This window comes from Thiomicrospira microaerophila (assembly GCF_023278225.1).
GTDB lineage: Bacteria > Pseudomonadota > Gammaproteobacteria > Thiomicrospirales > Thiomicrospiraceae > Thiomicrospira > Thiomicrospira microaerophila_A.
Genome location: NZ_CP070959.1, coordinates 983,939 through 1,006,713 on the forward strand (window position 1 = coordinate 983,939; position 22,775 = coordinate 1,006,713).

The 22,775-nt window shown below is 45.8% G+C and carries 17 protein-coding genes; 9 read left to right on the forward strand and 8 right to left on the reverse strand.

Features of this window, described 5'->3' with window-relative positions; all coding sequences use genetic code 11:
• Positions 1 to 106: 106 nt before the first annotated feature.
• The 4 genes from JX580_RS04700 to JX580_RS04715 are packed head-to-tail and all read right to left on the reverse strand — an operon-like array spanning position 107 to position 3,742.
• A complete protein-coding gene (locus tag JX580_RS04700; RefSeq protein ID WP_248851645.1) occupies positions 107 to 1,189 on the reverse strand; it encodes a sensor histidine kinase in 1,083 nt (360 codons plus the stop codon).
• Positions 1,189 to 1,806 carry a response regulator transcription factor gene (locus JX580_RS04705; protein WP_248851646.1) on the reverse strand — a complete coding sequence of 206 codons (618 nt, stop codon included), beginning with the start codon at positions 1,804 to 1,806 and terminating at the stop codon, positions 1,189 to 1,191. The genes JX580_RS04700 and JX580_RS04705 overlap by 1 nt, the downstream gene beginning before the upstream one ends.
• Before the next feature lie 18 nt (positions 1,807 to 1,824).
• A complete protein-coding gene (locus JX580_RS04710; protein WP_248851647.1) occupies positions 1,825 to 3,237 on the reverse strand; it encodes a PhoH family protein in 1,413 nt (470 codons plus the stop codon).
• 46 nt (positions 3,238 to 3,283) lie between these two features.
• Positions 3,284 to 3,742, reverse strand: a complete 459-nt coding sequence (locus JX580_RS04715) for a peroxiredoxin (RefSeq protein WP_248851648.1) — start codon at positions 3,740 to 3,742, stop codon at positions 3,284 to 3,286.
• Positions 3,743 to 3,960: 218 nt separating this feature from the next.
• Between JX580_RS04715 and dapA the strand changes: the two genes are divergently transcribed.
• The 4 genes from dapA (at position 3,961) to JX580_RS04735 (ending at position 11,936) form a co-directional block, all read left to right on the forward strand.
• Positions 3,961 to 4,836: a 4-hydroxy-tetrahydrodipicolinate synthase gene (gene dapA, locus JX580_RS04720; protein WP_248851649.1), complete on the forward strand. Its 876-nt coding sequence runs from the start codon at positions 3,961 to 3,963 to the stop codon at positions 4,834 to 4,836.
• Positions 4,837 to 4,838: 2 nt separating this feature from the next.
• Positions 4,839 to 5,903 carry an outer membrane protein assembly factor BamC gene (gene bamC / locus JX580_RS04725; protein ID WP_248851650.1) on the forward strand — a complete coding sequence of 355 codons (1,065 nt, stop codon included), beginning with the start codon at positions 4,839 to 4,841 and terminating at the stop codon, positions 5,901 to 5,903.
• Positions 5,904 to 5,958: 55 nt separating this feature from the next.
• Positions 5,959 to 9,828, forward strand: coding sequence for a phosphoribosylformylglycinamidine synthase (gene purL / locus JX580_RS04730; protein ID WP_248851651.1), 3,870 nt, complete (start codon positions 5,959 to 5,961; stop codon positions 9,826 to 9,828).
• A gap of 188 nt (positions 9,829 to 10,016) precedes the next feature.
• Positions 10,017 to 11,936 carry a 5'-nucleotidase C-terminal domain-containing protein gene (locus JX580_RS04735; RefSeq protein WP_248851652.1) on the forward strand — a complete coding sequence of 640 codons (1,920 nt, stop codon included), beginning with the start codon at positions 10,017 to 10,019 and terminating at the stop codon, positions 11,934 to 11,936.
• A gap of 101 nt (positions 11,937 to 12,037) precedes the next feature.
• On the opposite strand, the gene efp is transcribed toward JX580_RS04735, so the two are convergent.
• Both efp and earP read right to left on the reverse strand, forming a co-directional pair.
• Positions 12,038 to 12,598 (reverse strand): elongation factor P, encoded by a 561-nt coding sequence (gene efp, locus JX580_RS04740; RefSeq protein WP_248851653.1) that lies wholly within the window; start codon positions 12,596 to 12,598, stop codon positions 12,038 to 12,040.
• Between the two features lie 33 nt (positions 12,599 to 12,631).
• Entirely contained in the window at positions 12,632 to 13,768 is a 1,137-nt protein-coding gene (gene earP / locus JX580_RS04745) for an elongation factor P maturation arginine rhamnosyltransferase EarP (RefSeq protein WP_248851654.1), read from the reverse strand.
• A 124-nt stretch (positions 13,769 to 13,892) separates the two neighbouring features.
• Between earP and JX580_RS04750 the strand changes: the two genes are divergently transcribed.
• Positions 13,893 to 14,504, forward strand: a complete 612-nt coding sequence (locus tag JX580_RS04750) for a YigZ family protein (protein ID WP_248851655.1) — start codon at positions 13,893 to 13,895, stop codon at positions 14,502 to 14,504.
• The gene (locus JX580_RS04755; RefSeq protein WP_248851656.1) at positions 14,501 to 16,804 is read left to right on the forward strand and encodes a Tex family protein; all 2,304 of its coding nucleotides are present in this window, start codon (positions 14,501 to 14,503) and stop codon (positions 16,802 to 16,804) included. Before JX580_RS04750 ends, JX580_RS04755 begins: the two co-directional genes overlap by 4 nt.
• Positions 16,805 to 16,861: 57 nt before the next feature.
• On the opposite strand, the gene JX580_RS04760 is transcribed toward JX580_RS04755, so the two are convergent.
• Entirely contained in the window at positions 16,862 to 19,114 is a 2,253-nt protein-coding gene (locus JX580_RS04760; protein ID WP_248851657.1) for a protein-disulfide reductase DsbD, read from the reverse strand.
• A 183-nt stretch (positions 19,115 to 19,297) separates the two neighbouring features.
• On the opposite strand from JX580_RS04760, the gene JX580_RS04765 reads away from it, so the two are divergent.
• Together JX580_RS04765 and JX580_RS04770 are read left to right on the forward strand one after the other, a co-directional pair.
• On the forward strand, positions 19,298 to 19,816 hold the full coding sequence (locus JX580_RS04765) for an FxsA family protein (protein ID WP_248851658.1): 519 nt from the start codon (positions 19,298 to 19,300) through the stop codon (positions 19,814 to 19,816).
• 25 nt (positions 19,817 to 19,841) lie between these two features.
• Entirely contained in the window at positions 19,842 to 20,126 is a 285-nt protein-coding gene (locus tag JX580_RS04770) for a hypothetical protein (RefSeq protein ID WP_248851659.1), read from the forward strand.
• 13 nt (positions 20,127 to 20,139) lie between these two features.
• Here the strand turns inward: JX580_RS04770 and JX580_RS04775 are convergent, their stop codons facing one another.
• Entirely contained in the window at positions 20,140 to 21,675 is a 1,536-nt protein-coding gene (locus tag JX580_RS04775; RefSeq protein ID WP_248851660.1) for a class I SAM-dependent methyltransferase, read from the reverse strand.
• Positions 21,676 to 21,806: 131 nt separating this feature from the next.
• On the opposite strand from JX580_RS04775, the gene JX580_RS04780 reads away from it, so the two are divergent.
• A complete protein-coding gene (locus tag JX580_RS04780) occupies positions 21,807 to 22,775 on the forward strand; it encodes a permease (protein ID WP_248851661.1) in 969 nt (322 codons plus the stop codon).

Sequence of the window (22,775 nt, forward strand, 5' to 3'; positions counted from 1 at the left end):
TAAAGTAAATGACGCTAACCTGTGAAATAAATTTCACTTACGTGAGCATAATAACTAAGTCTTTGTTAGGGGGGTAGAGTAAAAAATCTTTACAGATGAATAATATTTATTTTTGGATCGGAAGTTGGACTTCGAAGCAGGCCTGGTTATCCATTGGAACGCAGCGTACATCTCCGCCTAAGCGTTGGATACGCTGGCGAGCAATGTATAACCCCAGCCCCATCCCACTTTTAGAATTGGTCCAAAAGGGTTCAAACAAACGCATTAGGTTTTGTTTCAGTTGTTCGGCTTGTTCAGCTGAAATAGTTTGTTGGAATCGAATAAGGCAGACATCATGATCCTGATGAATCGAAATTTTCAGCGGGGCATCGGTTTTATTGTGATCACGAAAATTCGCTAATAGGTTATAAAAGGCTTCGTTAAGCAGTGTTGCAGGAAGGTTGAGTTTAGCATCGCCTTGGACGTGATAGGGCATAAATAGCGGCTGGGCGAGTGAGTGGATCAATGCTGCCAATTGAAGGGGTTGTGGTTGTTCGATATCGGCGGCACTGGTTTGGCTGTAAAGTTGACTGAGAATACGTTCAGCGCGTTGTTGTAACGAGGGCAGGCTGTGTTTAAGGCTTGTTAGGATGCGTTGTTCTTGTTCAGGGTGTTCAGCTTTTTTTAGCTGGCTATTGAGCAGTTGAATAAATTGCATTAGGTTTTTGAGATCATGTTGCGCAAAAACCTGTGCGCGTTGTAAGCCAGCTTGGGTCGTCAGTACTTGGTTGATTTTTGTTTGAAGATTGTGTTCAACCAGATGAATAAAGGTTTGCTGAACGAGCTCGGCAAAATAGCGCCGTTCGCCACTCAATTTGGCGTTGTAAAACTTTAACTCCATTTGTATTTCAGCTTGTTCTAGATGGGTTGTGTGGGGTTTGCCAATTATTTCTCCCTGTTTTATATCGATCGGCTCGCCAAACCAATTGAGCCGGGCTTGATAGCCACTTATGCCGATAGGTTTGAGTAGTGACCAGGCCTGGTTAAGAAACAAAAGGGTGTCTTGTTGAAGCTGTTGGTTGAGTTGATACAGCTGAGAAAGGGTTCGACTAAGGCGATAGCTTTGGCGTTTAAGATAGGCAAAAACAGCAAGAATAACCAGGCCGATTAGTGTTAGCAACAAAAACCAAGCAGGATTGAGTTCAAGCATTAGTCAGATTCCGATGTCTGGCGTTGAATGGCGTATTTATTGATCAGATAATAGACGTTTTCACGTTTTAAGCCAAGGCGCCGAGCCGCTTCATGGATATTAAATTGGCATTGGTAAAGCACTTGGCGCAGAATTTTTTCTTCTGCTTGGTTGCGAATCGCTTTAACCCCTTCGCCCATTTCGGCTTGAATGCGCAGCGATTGCAGACCTTGTTGATGCATTTTTTCAGTTTGTTGATAAAACAAGGCCGCACGTTGTACCGCTCTTAAAATATCGATCTCTTCAATCGGTTTGTTGAGATAGTCAAACGCGCCTAGTTTAATGGATTCATAGGCGGTGTCAGCTTGGCCGGTGAGTACTAGTACTTGCATACTTGGATAGTGGGTTTGAATCCAATCCAGCAGTGCAAGGCCTTGTTTTGGCGTGTGTTCATCAGGGGGTAAACCAAGGTCAAGAAGCACGATTGCAATCGGGTGTAGGCTAAGTTGCTGCTGAGCCTGGTCGGTTGTAATCGCGCTATAGGTGGGGTAGCCTTGGTTCTCTAAAACCAGACCTAATATAGCGTTGATGGCAGGATCGTCATCAACGATAAGTATCGGTAAGTCTTTCTGCTCCATTTAAATATAAAACAAAACTTAAAGGTTATTAGAGGCGTATTCAGCAAGGCGTGAGCGTTCGCCTTGTTTTAACGTGATATGCGCGCCATGTTCCCAGTCTTTAAAACGATCCACTACATAGGTTAAGCCTGAAGTAGTTTCGGTTAGATAAGGGGTGTCTATTTGTCCAATGTTACCGATACAAACAATTTTGGTGCCGGCACCGGCTCGGGTGACCAGGGTTTTCATCTGTTTGGGGGTAATGTTTTGCGCTTCGTCGATAATAATGTATTTTTTCATAAAGGTACGACCACGCATAAAGTTGAGTGATTTGATTTTTATGCGTTTGTTGAGCAGTTCATTGGTGCTTTGCTTTTCCCATTCAGCACTGTTGCCGTCGCCTTGGGTTAGTACTTCAAGGTTATCCATTAATGCGCCCATCCAAGGGGTCATTTTTTCTTCTTCGGTACCGGGTAAAAAGCCGATGTCTTCGCCAATCGGAATGGTGGCGCGGGTCATTATAATTTCGTTGTAGAGTGATTGGTCTAGTGTTTGGTCAAGTCCGCAAGCTAAGGCCAGCAGGGTTTTACCGGTTCCCGCCGGGCCAAGCAGGGATACGAAATCTATGTCAGGGTCCATCAATAGGTTCATCGCCATGTTTTGCTCGGCATTGCGTGCGCTAATGCCCCAAACAGCGTGTTTTGGCTCGCTATAGTCATGCAGTGTTTCGAGAACGGCTTTGTTGTCGTTAAGTGAACGCACTATCGCACTGAAGCCGGAATCATTACGGCTGATTAGGCATTCATTTGGGTACCAGTGGTTGTCTGGTTGAATCGTCAGTTCATAGAAGCTGCGGGCACCGTCTTGCCAGGCTTTCATGTCTTTGCCGTGAGTTTCAAAGAAGTTGTCTTCTAAGAATTCGTAGCCGGTATAGAGTAGGTCAGCGTCTTCCAAAACACGGTCATTGTAGTAGTCTTCTGAGTGTAGCCCTACCGCAGAGGCCTTGATCCGCATGTTAATGTCTTTGGTTACCAGCGTGACATTGCGGTCAGGGAATTTAGCTTTGAGTGCCAGGCCTGTTTTTAGAATTTGGTTGTCGGCTTTGTAGCTGGGAATTTCAACCGGCAGTTCAGAGGTAAGGTGTTCGGTTTCAAAAAATAATTTACCAAGTCTTAGTTCTTCTTGTTTGCGTTTAATCGGGTGAATATTTTCTAAGGGTAAACCCAGTTTGATTTGTTCAAAGTCAGCGCCATCGATAATTTGATCAAGAAGTCGGTTGGTTTCACGCACATTGCGTGCGACTTCAGACATGCCTTTTTTACCAGCGTCCAATTCTTCGAGCACGGTCATAGGAATATAAATATCATGCTCATCGAAGTTAAATAATGCCATTGGATCATGCATCATTACATTCGTATCAAGAATAAATAGGCGGCTTACTGAATCGGTCATGGTCACTCCTTTAAATGGGTTTTGAACTAAGCGTCATTAATCTTATTTATACGTTTTGTTTTAGACAATCAAGGACGGCTTGGGCGTGTCCGGTTACTTTAACCTTGCGCCAAGCTTGGATTGGATTTAATTCAGGGTCAAGTAAAAAGCTACTGCGTTCAATACCATAGTATTCTTTACCAAAGTTCTTTTTAAGTTTAATGACGTCAAACATTTTGCAAAGCTGTTCGTCCGGATCGCTGATGAGTTCAAACGGAAAAGCGTACTTTTGTTTGAAGTTTTGGTGTTGTTTCAGGCTGTCTTTAGAAACGCCAAATATTTGCGCATTCAATTTTAAAAACTCAGGATGCAATTCACTGAAATCTTGGCCTTCTTGTGTGCAACCCGGTGTGTTATCTTTGGGGTAAAAATAGATCACACTATAGCGACCTTTAAACGCTTCAAGACTTAAAGTTTGATTTGGCGTGGCCTCAAGCGAGAACTCATTGAGTTTTATATTTTCCATCTGGTGGTCTCTGGTTTTGTTAAGAGGGTAAGTGTTTAAGCTAGTATCGCTATAAACCGCTTTTGGCGCAATAGTTTTTGTTGATAGTCTGAGCCGAAACCGTGCCTATTGAATATTCAAGTTGAACAAGCGGTATTGAAGCGGTAAGATTACGCCTTTAGAGCAAGCCTTAATAGTTTAATGGTTTGGGTAGATTGAATTTTCAAGAGAGGTTGGCTGTGTTTAAAGGCAGTATGGTGGCATTAGTCACCCCAATGAATGATGATGAAAGCGTTGATTTTGTTAGGCTTGAACAGCTAATTGAATGGCATATTGCTTCGGGTACCTCGGCAATTGTTGCTGTAGGAACAACCGGCGAGTCGGCTACACTAGATATGGCGGAACATTGTGAGGTCATTAAGTTTGTAGTTGATAAGGTGGCTAAACGTATTCCGGTGATTGCCGGCACTGGTGCTAACTCTACATCAGAGGCGATTGAGTTAACTTCTTGCGCCAAAAAAGTCGGAGCGGATGCTTGTCTTTTGGTTACCCCTTACTATAACAAACCGACGCAGGAAGGCTTGTTTTTGCATCATAAGAAGATTGCTGAAGCCGTTGATATTCCTCAGATTTTGTATAATGTGCCCGGCAGGACGGCTTGCGACATGCAACCTGAAACGATTGGTCGCTTAGCTAAGATTAAAAACATTGTAGGGGTTAAAGAAGCGACTGGTGATTTATCTCGTGTTGCAAAGATTCGTGCATTAGTTGATGCGGACTTCGATTTGTACACCGGGGATGATGCCACCGCAATTGAGTTTATTTTGTTAGGTGGCCAAGGTGGAATTTCTGTCAGTGCTAATGTTGCACCAAAGGCTGTGGCTGAAGCTTATTCAGCTGCGTTGGCTGGCAATGCTGAATTAGCGCGTCAGCTGGATGCGCCCTTGATGGCGATGCACCAAAAGTTGTTTGTGGAGGCTAATCCCATCCCTGTAAAATGGGCTTTAGTTGAGATGGGCTTAATTGGCCCAGCTATTAGATTGCCTTTAACCCCTTTATCCAAAGAGTACCATGAAGTTGTTCGCGGTGCTTTGTTAGAAGCAGGAGTGCTCTAGTTTTGAATAGTTGGATTAAGTTATCTGTTTGCTTCGGTCTGTGTTTTTCTATTGCAGGTTGTTCTTCTTTGTCTGGCATGTTTGGTAAAGATGCTGACTATCGTAAAAATGAGGCCGAGTTAGCTAAGAAGTTAGAGATGCCGCCAAACTTTGTTTTGCGTCGTTCGGGTGATCCTTTGGTTTCAATGAACGTATCAACAGCACAGATGTTGGAGGAAATAGATACCATACCAAGTTTTCGTGCCGAGGGCATTAGAATTGAATCGAATCTTGTCGAGCGGTGGTTGGTGATTGAGGATTTATCGGTTAAAGATGTTTGGCGAGGTATTGAGCAGTTTTTGGCCAGCCAGGGTTTTAAGGTTGAAGAACGTCGTTTAGATATTGGATTACTCACAACTGAATACTTAGCGCGTAAAGAAATTGCACCGGTTGAGCAGGAGCTGACGATGATTTCTAGACTGCTGAATAGTTGGCGCGATGAAATGGTTGATGGTATCTATGATCGCTATACGGTCAGAGTTGAAGAGCAGGCGAGTGAGGTTAGGGTTTATTTTAGCCATCATATGATGACTGCACGTGCTACCGATACCACAACGGCTTGGCGTTTACGGCCTTATCAACCGATGATGGAGTCCTTGGCATTATATCGTTCCATGCTTTATTTCGGGGCTCAACAGGATCATGCCTTACAACAGATTAACACCCAGCGTGTTTATCAGGAAGTAAAAGAAGCGGATGAGTTGGTGGGTCTTCGCTTGGCTGCAACTCTAAATGAAAGCTGGGATTATTTGCTGACCATGCAATATCGCGCCAACTGGCAAGTTGAGCGACAACAGCCTGAGCAACATCTTCTATGGGTCAAAATCCCTCAAGCCGCAACAGCGGATCAAGGCTTTTTTTCTCGGTTGTTCGGTTCTATCAGAACACCAGGCCTGGTCGGTATTAAGTTGACCCCAGTTTCCGGCTCGACGGCAATAACAGAACTGACTTTGGTTGTTGAAGAAGGTAATCTTAACCCTAAACAGCGTCAACAAATTTTGACAGATCTTGGCTTGTTGACAGAATAATTTTATTGATCGATCTTAGCCCTCTTTGAGGGCTTTTTCTATTGGGAATCTAGCTATGCACATCATTTGGGGGCTTCCGGCTCATTCTGATTATCGTTTAAATCAATTGACACAAAAACTTGCACAATGTGGTTCTGTGTCATCTGTACGTTCACAAGCGGTTTATTTTGTTGAATCAAGCGAAGCCTTGAGCGCCGAAACCCTAAGTGGTTTGCAGCAACTTCTCAATGGACATCAAGACGACTTGACACCGCAGCAGTCTGCAAGCTGTGTGGTTACGCCGCGTCCGGGTACGATTTCGCCCTGGTCATCTAAAGCGACCGATATTGCCAAGATTTGTGGTTTGAAAGGTATTAAGCGTCTTGAAAAGGGCACGGCTTATTTTCTAAAGGGCGTGGCGGACGAGCAGCTCGCCAACTTTACGCCAGCACTTTATGATCGCATGACCTCAGTGGTCTGGACCGACTTGTCTGACATTGCTGCGCTGTTTGAACAACATAGTCCGCGTGAATTGGCGCGTGTTGATATTTTAGCTGGTGGTCGTGAGGCTTTGGTCAAAGCGAACCAGGGTTTAGGCTTGGCGTTAAGTGATGACGAAATTGATTATTTGGTTGAAAACTTCAAGCAGCTTAAACGGAATCCGACCGATGCCGAATTGATGATGTTTGCGCAAGCCAACTCGGAACATTGTCGTCACAAAATTTTTAATGCCGATTGGGTGATTGATGGTGAAACCAAGGATAAATCACTGTTTGGGATGATCCGCAACACCTATCAAAACAATCCAGACGGTGTATTGTCGGCCTATAGCGACAATGCCGCGGTGTTGGCCGGGCCGGATGCGACGCGCTTTTTCCCAGACCCGAAAACCGCTGAATACGGCTATTACAATGAACCGACCCATGTGCAAATTAAGGTTGAAACCCATAACCATCCGACCGCGATTTCGCCTTTCCCGGGGGCTGCGACCGGTGCGGGCGGTGAAATTCGTGACGAAGGTGCGACCGGACAGGGTTCTAAGCCCAAGTCGGGGTTAACCGGTTTTACCGTATCTAACTTGAATATTCCAGGGTTTAAACAGCCTTGGGAGCGTGATTATGGGCGTCCGGGTCGTATTGTGTCACCGTTGGATATTATGATTGAAGGGCCACTGGGTGCAGCGGGTTATAACAATGAATTTGGCCGTCCGGCGATTAATGGCTATTTCCGTACTTATGAAAACCCATTGTTGACTCACGAAGGCGAAGAAGTGCGCGGTTACCACAAGCCCATTATGTTGGCCGGTGGCTTGGGCAATATTCGTGATATGCACGTTAAAAAACAAGCTATTCCGGTCGGTGCAAAGCTTGTCGTGCTGGGCGGCCCGGCGATGTTGATTGGCTTGGGTGGCGGTGCCGCGTCGAGTGTCGATACCGGTGCCGGTTCGGAAGCCTTGGATTTTGCCTCGGTGCAGCGTGATAATCCGGAAATGGAGCGTCGTGCGCAGGAGGTGATTGACCGTTGTACCTATCTTGGCAAGGATACACCGATTGCGTCAATTCATGATGTGGGTGCCGGTGGCTTGTCGAATGCCTTTCCGGAACTGGTTAACGATGCCGGGCGCGGCGGTAAATTTGATTTGCGTAAAGTGCCAAATGACGAGCCGGGCATGTCACCGATGGAAATCTGGTGTAACGAATCGCAAGAGCGCTATGTGATCGCGATCTATCCCGACAAGATTGAACAATTTGAAGCCATTTGTAAACGTGAACGCGCTATTTACGCGATTGTTGGCGAGGCCACCGCTGAGCAAGAGTTGGTGGTGAATGATACGGTTTTCCAAGCAAATCCGGTTGATTTGCCATTGAATGTGTTACTCGGCAAACCGCCAAAAATGCAGCGTGATGTGGTGAGTCGTCCTTTGCCGCAACCGGGTTTTGAAACTGCAGTGCTTGAGCTGGAAGAAGTCACCGAGCGTTTGTTAAAGCTGCCGACCATTGCCAGTAAGTCATTTTTAATCACGATTGGTGACCGCAGTATTACCGGTATGGTCACGCGTGATCAAATGGTTGGGCCTTGGCAAGTACCGGTGGCGGATGTCGGGGTTACTGCATCGGATTACCAAGGTTATAGCGGTGAAGCCATGGCGATGGGGGAGCGCCCGCCAGTGGCGCTCGTTAATCCGAAAGCGTCTGCACGTTTGGCGATTGCCGAGGCGATTACCAATATTGCCGCCGCTAAAATTGGTCAGATTTCAGATATTAAAATGTCAGCTAACTGGATGGCCGCCGCCGGTCATCCGGGTGAAGACTCGGCTTTATTTGATGCGGTTGAAACCGTGGGAATGGAACTGTGTCCGGCTTTGGGTATTTCGGTGCCGGTCGGCAAAGATTCCATGTCGATGAAAACCGTTTGGCAAGAGGGTGATCAGGCTAAAGCCGTGATTTCACCGGTATCGCTAAACATTACCGCCTTTGCGGTGGTGGAAGACGTGCGCAAAACCTTAACGCCGCAAATTCGCACTGATCAGGGTGAAACCCAATTAGCATTGATTGATTTGGGGCGCAAGCAAAACCGCGTTGGCGCGAGCTGTTTAGCGCAGGTTTATAATCAAGTGGGCGAAGCCCCGGCTGATTTGGACGATGCGCAAGACTTGATTAATTTCTTTAACGCCATCCAGCGCCTTAATCAAGCAGGCCTGTTGTTGGCCTATCATGACCGCGCAGACGGTGGCTTATTGGTCACCTTGATGGAAATGGCGTTTGCCGGTCATTGCGGTGTGGATATTGACGTCACTGAACTCGGTGTTGAGCCGATTGCGGCCTTAACGGCAGAAGAGTTGGGCGTGGTCATTCAGGTTAAAACGGAAGATTTGTTGCAGGTTAACCAAATTTTGGCTGATGCAGGCCTGGCGGACTTGGTGCATTGGGTGGGGGCGCCAAATAGTTCGGATGAAATTGTGATTAAAGCACAAGAAAAGACGCTATTAAAAGGTGCGCGTGCGCATTACCAGGCCTGGTGGTCGGAAACCTCTTATCGTATTCAAGCGATGCGTGATAATGAAGTTTGTGCCGAGCAGGAGTTTGAGGCGATTAAAGATTCGGCGCACACTGAATTGGTGGCGAAGCCCAGCTTTGACATTAATGACAATATTGCCGCGCCTTATATTCAGAGCGGCGTGCGCCCAAAAGTGGCCATTTTGCGTGAGCAGGGCGTTAACGGCCAGCAGGAAATGGCGGCGGCGTTTGATCGTGCCGGCTTCAGTGCGGTCGATGTTCACATGAGTGATATTCTGGAAGGACGCGTTACGCTACAGGATTTTAAAGGCTTGGTCGCTTGTGGTGGTTTTTCTTATGGTGACGTATTGGGTGCCGGGCGTGGTTGGGCAAACTCTATCCTGTTTAACGCGATGGCGCGAGATCAATTTGAAGCCTATTTTAACCGTGATGATACCTTCAGTTTAGGGGTGTGTAACGGTTGTCAGATGATGTCGAATCTCAAGTCGATTATTCCTGGTGCAGACCATTGGCCGGCGTTTGTACGCAATCGTTCAGAGCAATTTGAAGCGCGTTTATCCTTGGTTGAAGTGCAGGAATCGCCATCTGTATTACTGGCCGGTATGGCGGGCAGCCGTATGCCGGTGGCGGTTGCGCATGGCGAAGGGCGGGTTGATTTTGGTAGTGCGTCTGCAGAGGCCGCCAAAGGCTTGATTGGCTTGCGTTATGTCAATGCACAAGGCGTACCGACCGAGCGTTATCCGTTTAACCCGAACGGCTCAGAGCAGGGCATCACCGGCTTGACCACCGAGGACGGGCGGGTCACCATTATGATGCCGCATCCTGAGCGGGTATTCCGTGCAGTACAGCACTCGTGGTGTCCGGATGACTGGACGGAAGATGCGCCTTGGTTACGCTTATTCCGTAATGCGCGCAAGTGGGTGGGCTAGTAACTCCTTGGTTTTTTCATAAACAGCCTATAAAAGCTGGGGTTATAAACTTGCTTTAATCGACTATAAGATAATTCTGGTGCACTTGCTGGTGTGCCGGTTTGACTTTACTGATCAATTTGGTTAACTTAGATGCACTTTTTTAAACGGGCGCTTGCGCTGAACTTTAACTTGAACGGAGAGACCCTATGTCTTTAAATCGTCGTGAATTTTTACATGTAATGGCTGTTGCAGCAGCTGCAGGTATGTTACCTGCTGGCGCACGTGCAATGGGCGACAAGCCAATGGACTGGAAAAAAGCCTATGACATGCCTATGAAAGGCAACGTACGTTTAATCCACACCACCGATTCACATGCACAGTTAAAACCTATCTTTTTCCGTGAGCCAAATGTTAACTTGGGCGTAGGTCCGGCTCATGCGCAGCGTCCACACATTGTAGGTAAAAAACTACTTGAAAGCTTAAAAGCAGATGGCGTTGACATTAAAGAAGGTTCAGCGGAAGCCTATGCGTTCACCTATCTAGATTTTGATAAGGCAGCTAAAAAATATGGTAAGGTCGGCGGTTACGCTCACCTTAAAACCTTGATTGATAGCTTACGTGCACAAGCCGGTGAAGGTAATGCGGTTCATATGGATGGTGGTGATACTTGGCATGGTTCTGCAACCTCATTGTGGACACGCGGTATGGACATGGTTGAAGCGACCAATATTCTGGGCCTAGAAATTATGACGGGTCACTGGGAATTCACCTATGAGCAAGAAGAAGTATTGCGTAATTTAAATGCGTTCAAAGGTGAGTATATTTCTAACAATACCCGTGTTCGTGAAGATGCACTGTTTGGTGATGAATATGCTGATATGTGTGAGCGTCATGGTGGTCACGGTGCATATGATCTTGATAATCTTATGCCGTTCAAGCCTTACACCATTAAAACACTGAACGGTCAACGTATCGCCGTTATCGGTCAAACTTTCCCGCGTATGTCGAATGCTAACCCGATTGCAAACTTCCCGGATTGGTCATTTGGTTTGCGTGAAGAAGAAATGCAAGAAACTGTTGACCATATCAAAGCAAACGAAAACGTGGCAGCCATTGTTGTGATTTCGCATAACGGTATGGACGTGGATATTAAAATGGCGGGTCGTGTAACCGGTATTGATGCCATTTTTGGTGGTCATACGCACGATGGTATGCCGGCTCCGACAAAAGTTAAGCGTCCTGATGGCGGCACTTGTTATGTTACTAACGCAGGTTCAAACGGTAAGTTTGTTGGCGTGATGGATTTAGATATCCGTGATGGTAAGCTACAAGGCGTTGAATACAAACTATTGCCTGTGTTTGCTAACCTATTGCCTGCTGATCCAACCATGACTAAGTTCTTGGATGAGCTTTATGCACGTAAATACGATCAAAACGTGATTGAAGCACGTAATCCTAAGTATCGCGTGAGCAAAGAGCGTTTAGGTAAAACTTTCGGTGAAATCTTAAGTGAAGAATTGGCGATTGCCGGTGAAACCCTTTACCGTCGTGGTAACTTTATGGGTACTTGGGATCAGATTATTGTTAATGCCTTACGTGAAGAGCATGACACTCAAATTGCGATGTCTGCCGGTGTTCGTTGGGGTACCTCGGTAATGGCTGGTGAGATGATCACTATGGAGCGTCTAATGGATGAAACTTCATTGACCTATGGTGAAACCTATCGCACTGAGTTAACCGGTGCACAGCTTAAAGATATTTTTGAAGGGATTGCTGAAAACTTGTTCGTGGTTGACCCTTACCTACAATCAGGCGGTGACATGGTACGTTTAGGTGGTATGGATTACACGATTGATCCTAACCTGCCTTTAGGTAGTCGTATTTCTGATATGAAGTTAGACGACGGTACACCGATTGAAATGAACAAGAGCTACAGTGTTTCTGGCTGGGCGCAGGTTGATACCGTCGGTGATGGTCGCTTAGTTTGGGATATCGTTGCTGATTATCTTCGTCGTGAAGCTAAGAAGAATAACGGTGTGGTTAAGCTTGCGAAGGTAAATCACCCAACCTTGGTTAATGTTAAGCATGATCCAGGCCTTGCAGACTATGCAGGTAAGCTTATCTAAAGACTAGAATAAGATGATGCAATAAAAAACCCAGCTTTAGCTGGGTTTTTTATTGCGATTCAAAAGTTAAACAGTTTAACTTTTGAATCAAGAACACGAGTTTAAGCGCGTTTACGGAATTCACCTGTGCGTGAATCAATTTCAATTTTCTCACCGATTTCAATAAATGCCGCCACTTGAAGTTCGTAACCTGAATTAAGGCGAGCGACTTTCATCACTTTACCAGAAGTATCGCCACGCGCTGCAGGTTCAGTGTAAGCCACTTCACGCACAATAATAGTAGGCATTTCAATAGAAATAGGCTTACCTTCGTAGAAGGTTACTTCGCACTGATCTTCCATCCCATCTTCGATAAAGTTGATTGCATCACCAAGGTTGTCTTTTTCAATCTCGTATTGGTTATATTCTTCATCCATAAACACATAAAGCGGGTCAGCAAAATAGCTGTAGGTGCAAGGTTTTTTCTCAAGAATAACCGGTTCAAATTTATCATCCGCTTTGTAAACCTGTTCTGTACCACTGCCGTTTAGCAGGTTTTTAAGCTTCATCTTAACCACTGCCGCGTTACGGCCTGATTTGTTGAATTCGGTTCTTAGAACAACCATTGGGTCATTACCAAGCATAAATACGTTGCCTACACGGAATTCTTGTGCTGTTTTCATCTCGTTTTCCTAAAAAGTAAAAAAATCAGCGCATTATACCTTGCTTTTAACAAATTTGACTAGATTAGATGTTAAATCGCCAAGCTGATTAAGGTGTTTAACCCAGTTTTGGCTATGCTGTTGCCAAGCGGAAATCTGTTTGATAACCGCTAACCAGGCCTGCTGGTCAAGTGTTTGTCGATGCGCCTGATTCCATGCTTGGTTGAAATGAATAATGGTTTGGGCGAGTTCTGCGTCTAGTCCTTCGATATAGCTGTTAAAAAAGGCATCCAGTTTTTGCCAATGCGCCAAGTCTTCGGTGGGATAGATATGCCATATAAAAGGTTTTCCCGCCCACTGTGCTCTAACAAAGGATTCTTCACCACGAACAAAGTTTAAATCACAATGCCATAATAATTTATCGTATTCAGATTGTGGGAGAAAGGGCAGGCTATGAAAGGTGATTGCTTCTGATACTAGGCTTTGCCCGACGTTGAGTGGTTGTCCAAGATACGCTGTTGCCTGCTGATGAAGTGAGCCTGGCGCGAGATAGAGATCAATCGGGTTTGCAGATTTAGACCAGATGGCGAGGAGGCGATCTAAACCCGTGTTGGCGTAGCCAAACAAGGATATTTTAAAGCTATTATCTGAGCTGGGTTTCAAACCTAGATTGGATAACCAGGCCTGCTTGTTGGCCTGATTTCGATAGGTTTTTTGCTGCTCAAGCAGGTTCGCTTCTCGCATCAGGCCGCCAGTACCCTTGAGTATGCTGGGATAAAAGAAGTATTTTTCTAGTCTGTTCGCTTGGGTGGATGGCATAGCGTGAAAATCCTTGACCCAGGGTTCAGCAGTTAGGTAATCAAGGTTAATCCATATCGGCTTAGCATTTTGCATTTTTTTTAGGTAATAGTGGGGTAGATCACAACCGAAAGCTTCAATCACTACGTCAGCCGGCTCGATTGAACCGGATAGGGATTCTGTCCAATGAATAAGCCTAATCCCCTGTTGGATTTGCTGGCTGGCCTTTGGATTGGTGCCGGGTAACAGTGCTTTTAACGTGATTAGATCATCCACCCAAAGGCGAACATTAATGGCATGGTCATGTGTTAGGGTTTTGGCGAGTCGCCAACAAACGGCAATATCGCCGTAATTATCAATCACACGACAAAATATATCCCAGTGTTGCTTCATTTTTTGAATTTATCGAGTTAATAAAGCATAACAGTCTAGCATTAAATGGATTGTGCTTTTACTGCTTTACAATTGCTTTGAAACTGTTTAAGGTTCGTGCCATAGCTTTAAATAGAGGGTTTAAATGTCCTATCCGGTTCCGTTAAAATCTGCGCAAGCTGAAATTGAGATTAAAAAAAGCCGTTTTATCGCGTTTGCCGATTATGTGGCTTCTAGAGAAGCAGCGATGAAAAGGTTAGCAGAACTTAAAACTGAGTTTCCTGATGCACGTCATCATTGTTGGGCTTATTTATTGGGTGATCCAAATTGTGCATCGAACGCAGGTATGGGCGATGATGGCGAACCTTCGGGTACCGCGGGAAAACCGATTTTAAATGTACTGCAACATAAAGGCGTGGGGGATGTTTTTATTGGTGTTGTTCGGTATTTTGGCGGCATTAAACTTGGAGCGGGTGGTTTAACCCGTGCCTACGGCCAAGCCGCGCAGGCCGTGATGGCCGAACTTGAGATAAAAAGCTTCGAAGCACTCGTGAGCCTTGAGCTAAGTTGTGATTTTGCTCTAGAACAGTTTATTCGCCATCATCTTGACCTTATGAAGGGGCAGATAACGCAAATAGACTATTCAGACAGGGTAACACTTAAACTGTCGCTCCCCGAAGCGCATCAAGATGAATTGACTAGATTGCTAGTGGCGCATGGCGTCGTTTTTAAAATTAACCATAGAGATGTTAAATGAAAACTGTTGATTTTTCCGGCATGATTGCCAATGAACTAGGGGTTAATCCTTCTCAAGTAGCCGCAGCGATTAAATTATTGGCTGAGGGCGCTACGGTACCTTTTATTGCCCGTTATCGTAAGGAAGTGACTCAGGGGTTGGATGATATTCAGTTGCGTCAGCTTGAAATACGTTTAGCTTATCTCACTAGTTTGCAGGATCGTAAGCAAACCATCCTAGCGAGCATAGCGTCGCAGCAGAAACTGACGCCTGAGTTAGAGGATCAGATTGCCACCTGTCAAAGCAAAACCGAGTTAGAGGATCTGTATCGTCCGTTTAAGCCTGTCCGTAATTCTAAAGCGACTAAAGCTCGTGAAGCGGGTTTAGAGCCTTTGGCGATGGCTTTATTGAGCAATCCTGCTTTAAACCCTGAGCATGAGGCTAAGGCTTATCTGAACCTTGATAAAGGGATTGAAACGCTTGAGCAGGCGATCAGCGGGGCACAGGATATTTTAGTCGAGCATTTGTCGCAAGAACCAGGCCTGGTTGCGCAGCTTCGTGAAACCCTTTGGAAACAGGGTGAGCTGACGAGTCTTAAGCTAAAAGAGGTTCAGGATGAGGGTGAAAAGTTTAAAGATTATTATGATTATGCGGAGTTGATTAGTAAGATTCCTTCACACCGCGCTTTGGCGTTGTTTCGTGGTGAGCAGACCGGTGTTCTAAGACTAAAGCTGGATATTCCGAATGCGGAACCAGGCCGTCATCCGTTTTTAGAAACGATTCGACGTTATCATAAATTAGATTTTACCAATCAACCTACCGAGTTGTTTTTTACCTCAATAATTAACCAGGCCTGGCGATTGAAATTGGCTAAGTCTTTAGAAAATGAGCTGTTTAGCCGTTTGCGTGAGCAGGCTGAGCAGGGCGCGATTGATGTTTTTGCACAAAATTTAAAAGATTTGCTGTTAGCAGCACCAGCGGGAGCCAAAGTCACTTTAGCACTTGATCCCGGTTATCGCACAGGGGTTAAATTGGCGGTTGTGGACACCACCGGTAAGCTTTTGGCGACGGATACCGTTTATCCGCACCAACCACAAAATCAATGGCAGGCAACCAAGCAAAAGCTGGCCAAATTGATTGCGCATTACCAGGTTGAATTGGTGAGTATAGGTAATGGCACTGCCTCGCGCGAGACTGAGCAGTTGGTTGCGGAAACATTGAAGGACTTTCAATTAACTAACACGCAGAAGGTGGTGGTTTCCGAAGCGGGGGCATCGGTTTATTCGGCATCTGAGTTAGCGCAAAAGGAGTTTCCTGATTTGGATGTCTCGATAAGAGGCGCGGTTTCGATCGGACGTCGTTTGCAAGATCCTTTGGCGGAGTTGGTTAAGATTGACCCCAAAGCAATTGGGGTGGGTCAATACCAGCATGACGTGAACCAAACGGCCTTGGCTCAATCTTTGCAAGCAACGGTTGAGGATTGTGTTAACTCGGTGGGTGTGGATTTGAATACTGCTTCGGTTGCTTTGCTAAGTTATGTTTCCGGTTTATCTGGCCGTTTAGCGCAGGCGATTGTTGATTGGCGTGATGAAAACGGTTCATTTACCAATCGTAAACAACTCAAGCAGGTACCGCGTTTGGGGCCAAAAGCGTTTGAACAATCAGCCGGTTTTTTAAGGATTCGTAATGGTGATCATCCTTTGGATCAATCTGCGGTTCACCCTGAATCCTATGCGATTGTCGAACACATGGCGAAAGACTTAAAGTTGGAATTAAATAAGCTGGTTGGCGCACCTGATCAGATTCAGAAGATACCGTTAAAGGATTATGTGAACGAGCTGGTGGGTTTGCCAACCCTGCGAGATATTCTCAGTGAACTCGAAAAACCTGGACGCGACCCACGGCCAAGCATTAAAACCGCTAGGTTTAGTGAAACCATTACCGAGATAAAAGACTTGGCACCAGGCCTGCTATTGGAGGGTGTGGTGACCAATGTTACGCATTTTGGCGCTTTTGTAGATATTGGTGTGCATCAAGACGGTCTGGTGCATATTTCGCATTTAGCCGATAAGTTTGTCAGTGACCCACGGGATGTGGTCAAAGCGGGACAGATCGTTCAGGTGACGGTTTTGGAAGTGGACGCGCCAAGAAAGCGCATTAGCTTGTCGATGAAGTCGGATGCGATGGTGAGCGGTGTGGCTGCAGCACAACAAGCAGATCGTAAAACGATTAACGCTGCGCGTTCATCTTCAAATCAGTCAGCAAAAACATCAACCAGCCTAGGAACCTTGGCCGATAAGTTTGCCGCCTTAAAACGTTAAGCGATCGTTTAGATTTAAAAAAGGCCGCATGAGCGGCCTAATAAGTTGATGTAAAAGCTAATTTAACGCTGCATTGATGTTGGCTTTAAAGGTTTCAGCATTTTGGAAACCTACTACGCGCTGTCCACGCTGTTCTACGCCTTGGGCGTTATAAAATAGAATGGCAGGAGGGCCAACGATGCCAAGTTCACGCATCAATGCACGGTGATCAGCGTTATTAGCCGTCACATCGGCTTTGAGTAGCGTGACACCGGCTAAGGCTGCTTGAACCCCTGGATCACTGAATGTAAAGCGTTCCATCTCATGACAGCTTACACACCAGTCGGCATAAAAATCCAACATCACAGCTTGTCCCTTGCCAATCCGAGCATTTAACTCATCCAATGAGTTGATATACTCAAATTGCAGTTTAGCCTCTTGCTGCGCCACCGTACCACCGCCTTGGAAGACTTTAAGCGGTTGAAGCAGATCACGTGAACCGCCGGCTACACCGATAATCAAGACGATACCATATACCAGCATACCCAACCCCATGGCTTTCCAGAGTTTATGCCAATTTGATTTTTCGCCGATAGGTTCCAGCGCTCCCATGTAAATCGCTGAAGCGATCAGTAGGGCAGCCCAAGCGGTCAAGGTTAACCAGTCTGGCATAATACGATCTGCTAGCCAAAGCGCAACGGCTAGTAAAAGTACGCCAAATACGGCTTTGACGGTGTTCATCCATGCGCCTGCACGTGGAAGTAATTTGCCGGCTGAGGTGCCAAGTAATAGCAGAGGAACACCCATACCAATGCTCATTGCGAACAAGGCTAAACCACCTAACAAGGCGTCGCCAGTTTGTCCAATATAAATCAGTGCGCCTGCAAGCGGTGGGGCAACGCAAGGGCCAACAATCAATGCCGACAAGAAGCCCATAATTGCGACACCACCCAGCGAGCCGCCTTGTTGTTTATTCGAGATATTGGTTATTTTGCTTTGCAAACTGCTCGGTAGTTGGATTTCATAAAAACCAAACATAGATAGAGCGAGAAGCACAAATACTAGAGCAAAGCTGGCTAGTACCCAAGGGTTCTGTAGGGTTGCTTGCAGGTTAGCACCAAACAACCCAGCCAGCACGCCGGCAATGGTGTAGGCAGCCGCCATTGCTAATACAAACACGAGTGACATAATAAATGCGCGGCGTGTTGAAATAGGTTGGCCGGTTTTCGCACTTTGCCCTACGATAATGCTGGAGAGAATTGGAATCATCGGGAATACACAGGGTGTAAGCGATAACAACAAGCCAAAAACAAAGAAGGTCAATACTACAACCCATAGATTTGCGTTCATCAAGGTATCCGTAATCCGATCGGATTCCGACATCTGGCTGCGGTCAACAGCTGGGGTTGCAGCTAGACTTGTCGATGGGCTGCCGAAGTCCTTGGCATCAATCGATACCGTTTTGCGCTCAGGTGGGTAGCATACTCCAACATCTGCACAGCCTTGATACTCTATTTCAACCTTAACGGGACCTGTTACATTGTGAATGGCAAGGGTGGCTTGTGCTTGTTGGTAATACACTTCAACGGAGCCAAAAATTGGATCATCTTTTTGTTTGCCGGCAGGGGTTTCGATTTCTCCAAGTTGAGCCTGGCCCTCGATAATCCGTGCTTTGATTTTGTCTCGATAAAGATAATAGCCGTCAGCAATCGTCCATTCAGCGATAAGTTCACCCTGGCCATTTTGTCTTGAAGAAAAGGCAAAAGCGGCATCCACATCCAGCAAACCTGAATCAAAGCCGGTAGATGCGGCGAGCAACGCATTAAGTTCTTGTAGCGAATTGACGTTACCCAAGGACGGCAGGCTGCTCGAAGCAGGCGTTGCAGGCAGGCTAATGTTAACTTTTTTGGTTTGCGGTGGATAACACACACCATATTTTTCAGAGCAACCCTGATATTTGATGGTTAATTCAGCAGTTTGAACATGGGATTGGTAAGGAACACGGATTGTAAAATCTTTTTGAAATACATCTACTTGACCAAACAAGGGGTCGTTTTTTCTAACACTGCTAGGAAAGATGGGTTGCGAGAGTTGAATATCATTGGATTCGACGGATATTCTGTCTTTGTAAAGGTAGTAATCCTTGGCGATTTTCCATGAAATTTTCAGTTCATCTTGCTCAACAATGACTTGTTGAAGGCTAAACGCATCATCAGCATCAAGTAAGTCATCGCCCATCATCGCATTCGTTGTGTGGGCAAACAAACCCAACAGAAGCAAGAGCATTAATTGAAGCCATTTTTGAGAAAAATGAATGGTCTGAGTTAGCATGCGAGTATCCTGTATTATTTATTTATAAATTACTTTGTGATTCTATCAGACCCACTCTATTTAAGGCTAGTCCAACCTTGAAAGGTTTAAGGATTAAGCTTTCTCACTTAACAGACCTTGAAAATAAGTTTATTATGGCCATGTAGCTTACAAGCAAGTTGAATCTTAAAAGAGAAGGGTCTGATGTTTAAAATTTTATTTTTATTGTTTATTGTTGTTCCATTGCTTGAGCTTTATGTATTAATAGAAGTCGGTTCTGCTATTGGTGCCTTGCCTACCATTTTGTTAACGATTGCAACAGCGGCACTCGGTGGTTTAATGATGAAGTATCAAGGGATACAGGTGGTTCAGCAAGCCCAACTGAGTTTAGCAAAAGGTGAGCATCCGCAGCAGCAAGTGATGGAAGGCATGCTGATTTTTATTGGAGGCGTTGCGTTGCTGTTACCAGGCCTGGTTACTGATTTTATTGGTCTATTACTTTTGCTTCCTCCTGTGCGTGTATATTTGGCGAAACGATGGTTGGCTCGTGCAATGCGTCAACCATCGGCTTCGAGTCACTATGTTCATGCAGAGTGGACGGTTCGAGATGAAGAATCCGGACGGATTGAGTATCATCAGGTTTCACGTCGTCGTTCTGATGCTAATTCTGAGCAATCAGGTCGTATTATTGAGGGCGAAGTGTTAGATGATAAGAAAAATTAAGCTTTTTATTTTGGGAGTCTAGCGGATGAAATCCTATATTTTGCTTTCAGCAATGCTCGCGTTAACTTTTTCGACCAACCTCAAGGCTCAAGAATCTTCACCTCTGGTCATACAAGTGGAGTCGGTGGTGATGGGAACGGATGGTCAAATGCGGGTTCGGATTAATGGTCAATATTTAACGCGTCACAGTGAGAAGGATGGGGTTAGAGTGATCGATATGGACTATCACCATGTCAAGGTTGAAGCGAGAGGTCAGCAAATGACCTTAAAGCCGCATCAAACCTTGACGCTTGAAACACATCAGCCTTAGTGACTATCTTGGCCTAGATCACACCTAGCGCGCGGTAGAGTTTTAGCGGTTCACCTAAGAAATAGTCGAGTTGATTTTTCAATTCGGCTAGGTTGTCTTCATCGGTTTCGAGCCATTTGCCATCACGCAATAATTTAATGCCGCGTTGTTTTAACAAGCCCCATACAAACGGGGCAATGCGCTCAGCGCTGTCATGTCCGAACTGAATCGCTAACATAAACAGCATTTCATAGCCTTGCAGCTCTATACCGCCGCCGGTAACCGGGCTGGCCAGTGTCATAATGGCATCATTTCCGCGTGCTTTCATCAGAATAAAACGATTAAGCTTATCGGTTTTGTGGCGAGCCTGGTCAATCTGCGTTGTTTCCTGTGCTACAGCCAGTGCATTTTTGCCGGTTAAAATCATCACCGCTTGCATCACCTTTTCAAACGGAATGCCCTGTGTTTGCATAGCGGATTGGAGTTCGCCAAAGGTTTTTACTTGGTAATCGGCAAAAAAATCGAGGATTGGGTTATAGGTTTCTGCTTTGAGTTTTAACGGGCCGAGCATGCCGTTTACATTTAAATCCACTTCATTTCGTACCTGTGTCATCACCAAGCGAAGCTTTATAAGCTGTTCCATCTGTTCAAATCGGTCCAGCGGTCTGGGACCCTTTACCCAAATATCACGGCGAAACTGTTGGTTCATACATAAGTCCCGCACCGTTTCACGGAAAATCGGATTGGTTTGCTGGTTAATCAGGTCTTCTTCGGCTTGGGTCAGGTTAATCGCATTGACTTCATCGAGGCTATGAGCAGAGCAGGCATAGTCACATTTGGTAGGGGACAGCCATTTCGCCATATCTGAAAACGCCATAGGTTTCCAATCAGCACTAAAGTACTCATGTGCAAGGTAAACCGGGTCTTGATTTTTGACAATATCAAATGATTTTCTGGCTTGGGGATTGGCTTGCAAGTAGCCGGGATTAATCGCAAGTAGTTGTTCTGCAAATTCAAACGCATTTTGAACTTTTTCGACGGAGTTGCTCCCTTGTGAAGCCATGTGTTCAGCGTGCTGGTTGAGCAGGTGACGAATAGGTAACATATTGGCCCAACCTGCGGGGCCGTTGTAACTGATAAACAGTGCGCCGCCGACCTTGAGTTTACGGGCAATAAAATCGACTAGAATCTTACGGTTTTCGTCTGAAACCCAGCTCCAGATTCCATGTAACGCAATAAAATCAAAATCGGGTAAATCGTCACGCTGGGCAAACTCAGCAAAGGCTTGGTCATAGAGTTGGGCTTGGTTTTCGGATGCCTTGGCTAAATCTTGGGCAAACCCGGCTTGGCTTGGACTAAAATCGGTACCAACCCATTTGGTTGAAGAGCCGGCGGCATGAATATTGACGCTAATGCCTTGCCCAAACCCTAACTCACAGGCCGCTTGAACTTCTGGCGGTTGAATACCGGCATCAATCAGTGCCAGTTTAATGGTTAAGGGATTGAGCTCTTTAAAATAGCCAAAAGTATAATCTACATCTGCGGCATAACCTGCTGTCCAATTTGCCATGAATCCTTCCTTATTATGTTTTTTATCCAAGGGCATATCATACGCGATAGCGGTTGATTTGTTGATAGTGGTTTTAATATTTGAAAAATCAGATATAATGATTTGAAATGTTAATTTGAAGGATGGCTTGGGTGAAATTGTTTGAAGCGCTTGGGGATTTAGTGGCCTATGACCTGTTGGGGTTATCGCCTGACGAACGTCTTGGCACAGCCGTGCAGTTTTTTGTGATGGATGTGGCGCAAATTTTTTTCTTGCTGGCGCTGGTGATATATTTGATGGGCTGGTTGCGTGCGTTTGTTGCCCCAGAGAAAGTTCGGGAATTTGTGCGTGGCAAACCGCAATGGCTGGCGCGCAGTTTAGCGATTATGTTGGGGGCGGTTACGCCCTTTTGTTCCTGTTCGTCCGTGCCCTTGTTTATCGGGTTTGTGGAGGCACGTATTCCAATGGGTGTGACCTTTTCATTTTTAATCGCCAGCCCGATGATTAACGAAATCGCACTGGTGATGTTGATTTATTTAGTCGGTTGGGAAATTGCGCTGATGTATCTGTTAGCAGGCCTGGTGGTGGCGTATGTTGGCGGTGTGATTATGGAAAAACTCAAAACCGAGCGCTGGGTGGAAAGCTACGTTTGGGATATTAAGATGGCAGCCGGTCAGGCAGGTATTAAGGTGGATAAATCTTTTTCGGGGCGTCATCACACCGCCGTAGCCGAGGTTAAAGAGATTTTTAGGCGCCTGTGGAAATGGGTGTTGGCAGGGATTGCAATCGGGGCGCTGTTTCATGGTTATGTGCCACAAGAGTGGGTGGAAAAACACCTTGTCGGTGACCAGGCCTGGTGGTCGGTACCGGCTGCGGTGCTGATGGGGGTGCCTCTTTATTCTAATGCGGTAGGCGTGATTCCGGTTATCGAGGCGATGTTACTCAAAGGCGTGCCGATTGGCACGGCTTTAGCGTTGATGATGTCGATTGCGGCCTTGTCGTTACCGGAGTTAATTATCTTGCGCAAGGTTATAAAATGGCCGGCGTTAATTTGGTTTGTGGTGATTCTCGCGGTGGCCTTTATGCTGGTGGGATGGTTGTTTAATTTTTTGTTTGCTTAG

Excerpts from the sequence above, each read along its gene's own strand:
- efp (WP_248851653.1), bottom strand. The coding sequence starts at position 12,598 with ATGAAAACAGCACAAGAATTCCGTGTAGGCAACGTATTTATGCTTGGT.
- earP (WP_248851654.1), bottom strand. The coding sequence starts at position 13,768 with ATGAAGCAACACTGGGATATATTTTGTCGTGTGATTGATAATTACGGC.
- JX580_RS04755 (WP_248851656.1), top strand. The coding sequence starts at position 14,501 with ATGAAAACTGTTGATTTTTCCGGCATGATTGCCAATGAACTAGGGGTT.
- JX580_RS04705 (WP_248851646.1), bottom strand. The coding sequence starts at position 1,806 with ATGGAGCAGAAAGACTTACCGATACTTATCGTTGATGACGATCCTGCC.
- JX580_RS04760 (WP_248851657.1), bottom strand. The coding sequence starts at position 19,114 with ATGCTAACTCAGACCATTCATTTTTCTCAAAAATGGCTTCAATTAATG.
- purL (WP_248851651.1), top strand. The coding sequence starts at position 5,959 with ATGCACATCATTTGGGGGCTTCCGGCTCATTCTGATTATCGTTTAAAT.
- JX580_RS04770 (WP_248851659.1), top strand. The coding sequence starts at position 19,842 with ATGAAATCCTATATTTTGCTTTCAGCAATGCTCGCGTTAACTTTTTCG.
- JX580_RS04710 (WP_248851647.1), bottom strand. The coding sequence starts at position 3,237 with ATGACCGATTCAGTAAGCCGCCTATTTATTCTTGATACGAATGTAATG.
- JX580_RS04715 (WP_248851648.1), bottom strand. The coding sequence starts at position 3,742 with ATGGAAAATATAAAACTCAATGAGTTCTCGCTTGAGGCCACGCCAAAT.
- JX580_RS04775 (WP_248851660.1), bottom strand. The coding sequence starts at position 21,675 with ATGGCAAATTGGACAGCAGGTTATGCCGCAGATGTAGATTATACTTTT.
- JX580_RS04735 (WP_248851652.1), top strand. The coding sequence starts at position 10,017 with ATGTCTTTAAATCGTCGTGAATTTTTACATGTAATGGCTGTTGCAGCA.
- JX580_RS04700 (WP_248851645.1), bottom strand. The coding sequence starts at position 1,189 with ATGCTTGAACTCAATCCTGCTTGGTTTTTGTTGCTAACACTAATCGGC.
- JX580_RS04765 (WP_248851658.1), top strand. The coding sequence starts at position 19,298 with ATGTTTAAAATTTTATTTTTATTGTTTATTGTTGTTCCATTGCTTGAG.
- JX580_RS04750 (WP_248851655.1), top strand. The coding sequence starts at position 13,893 with ATGTCCTATCCGGTTCCGTTAAAATCTGCGCAAGCTGAAATTGAGATT.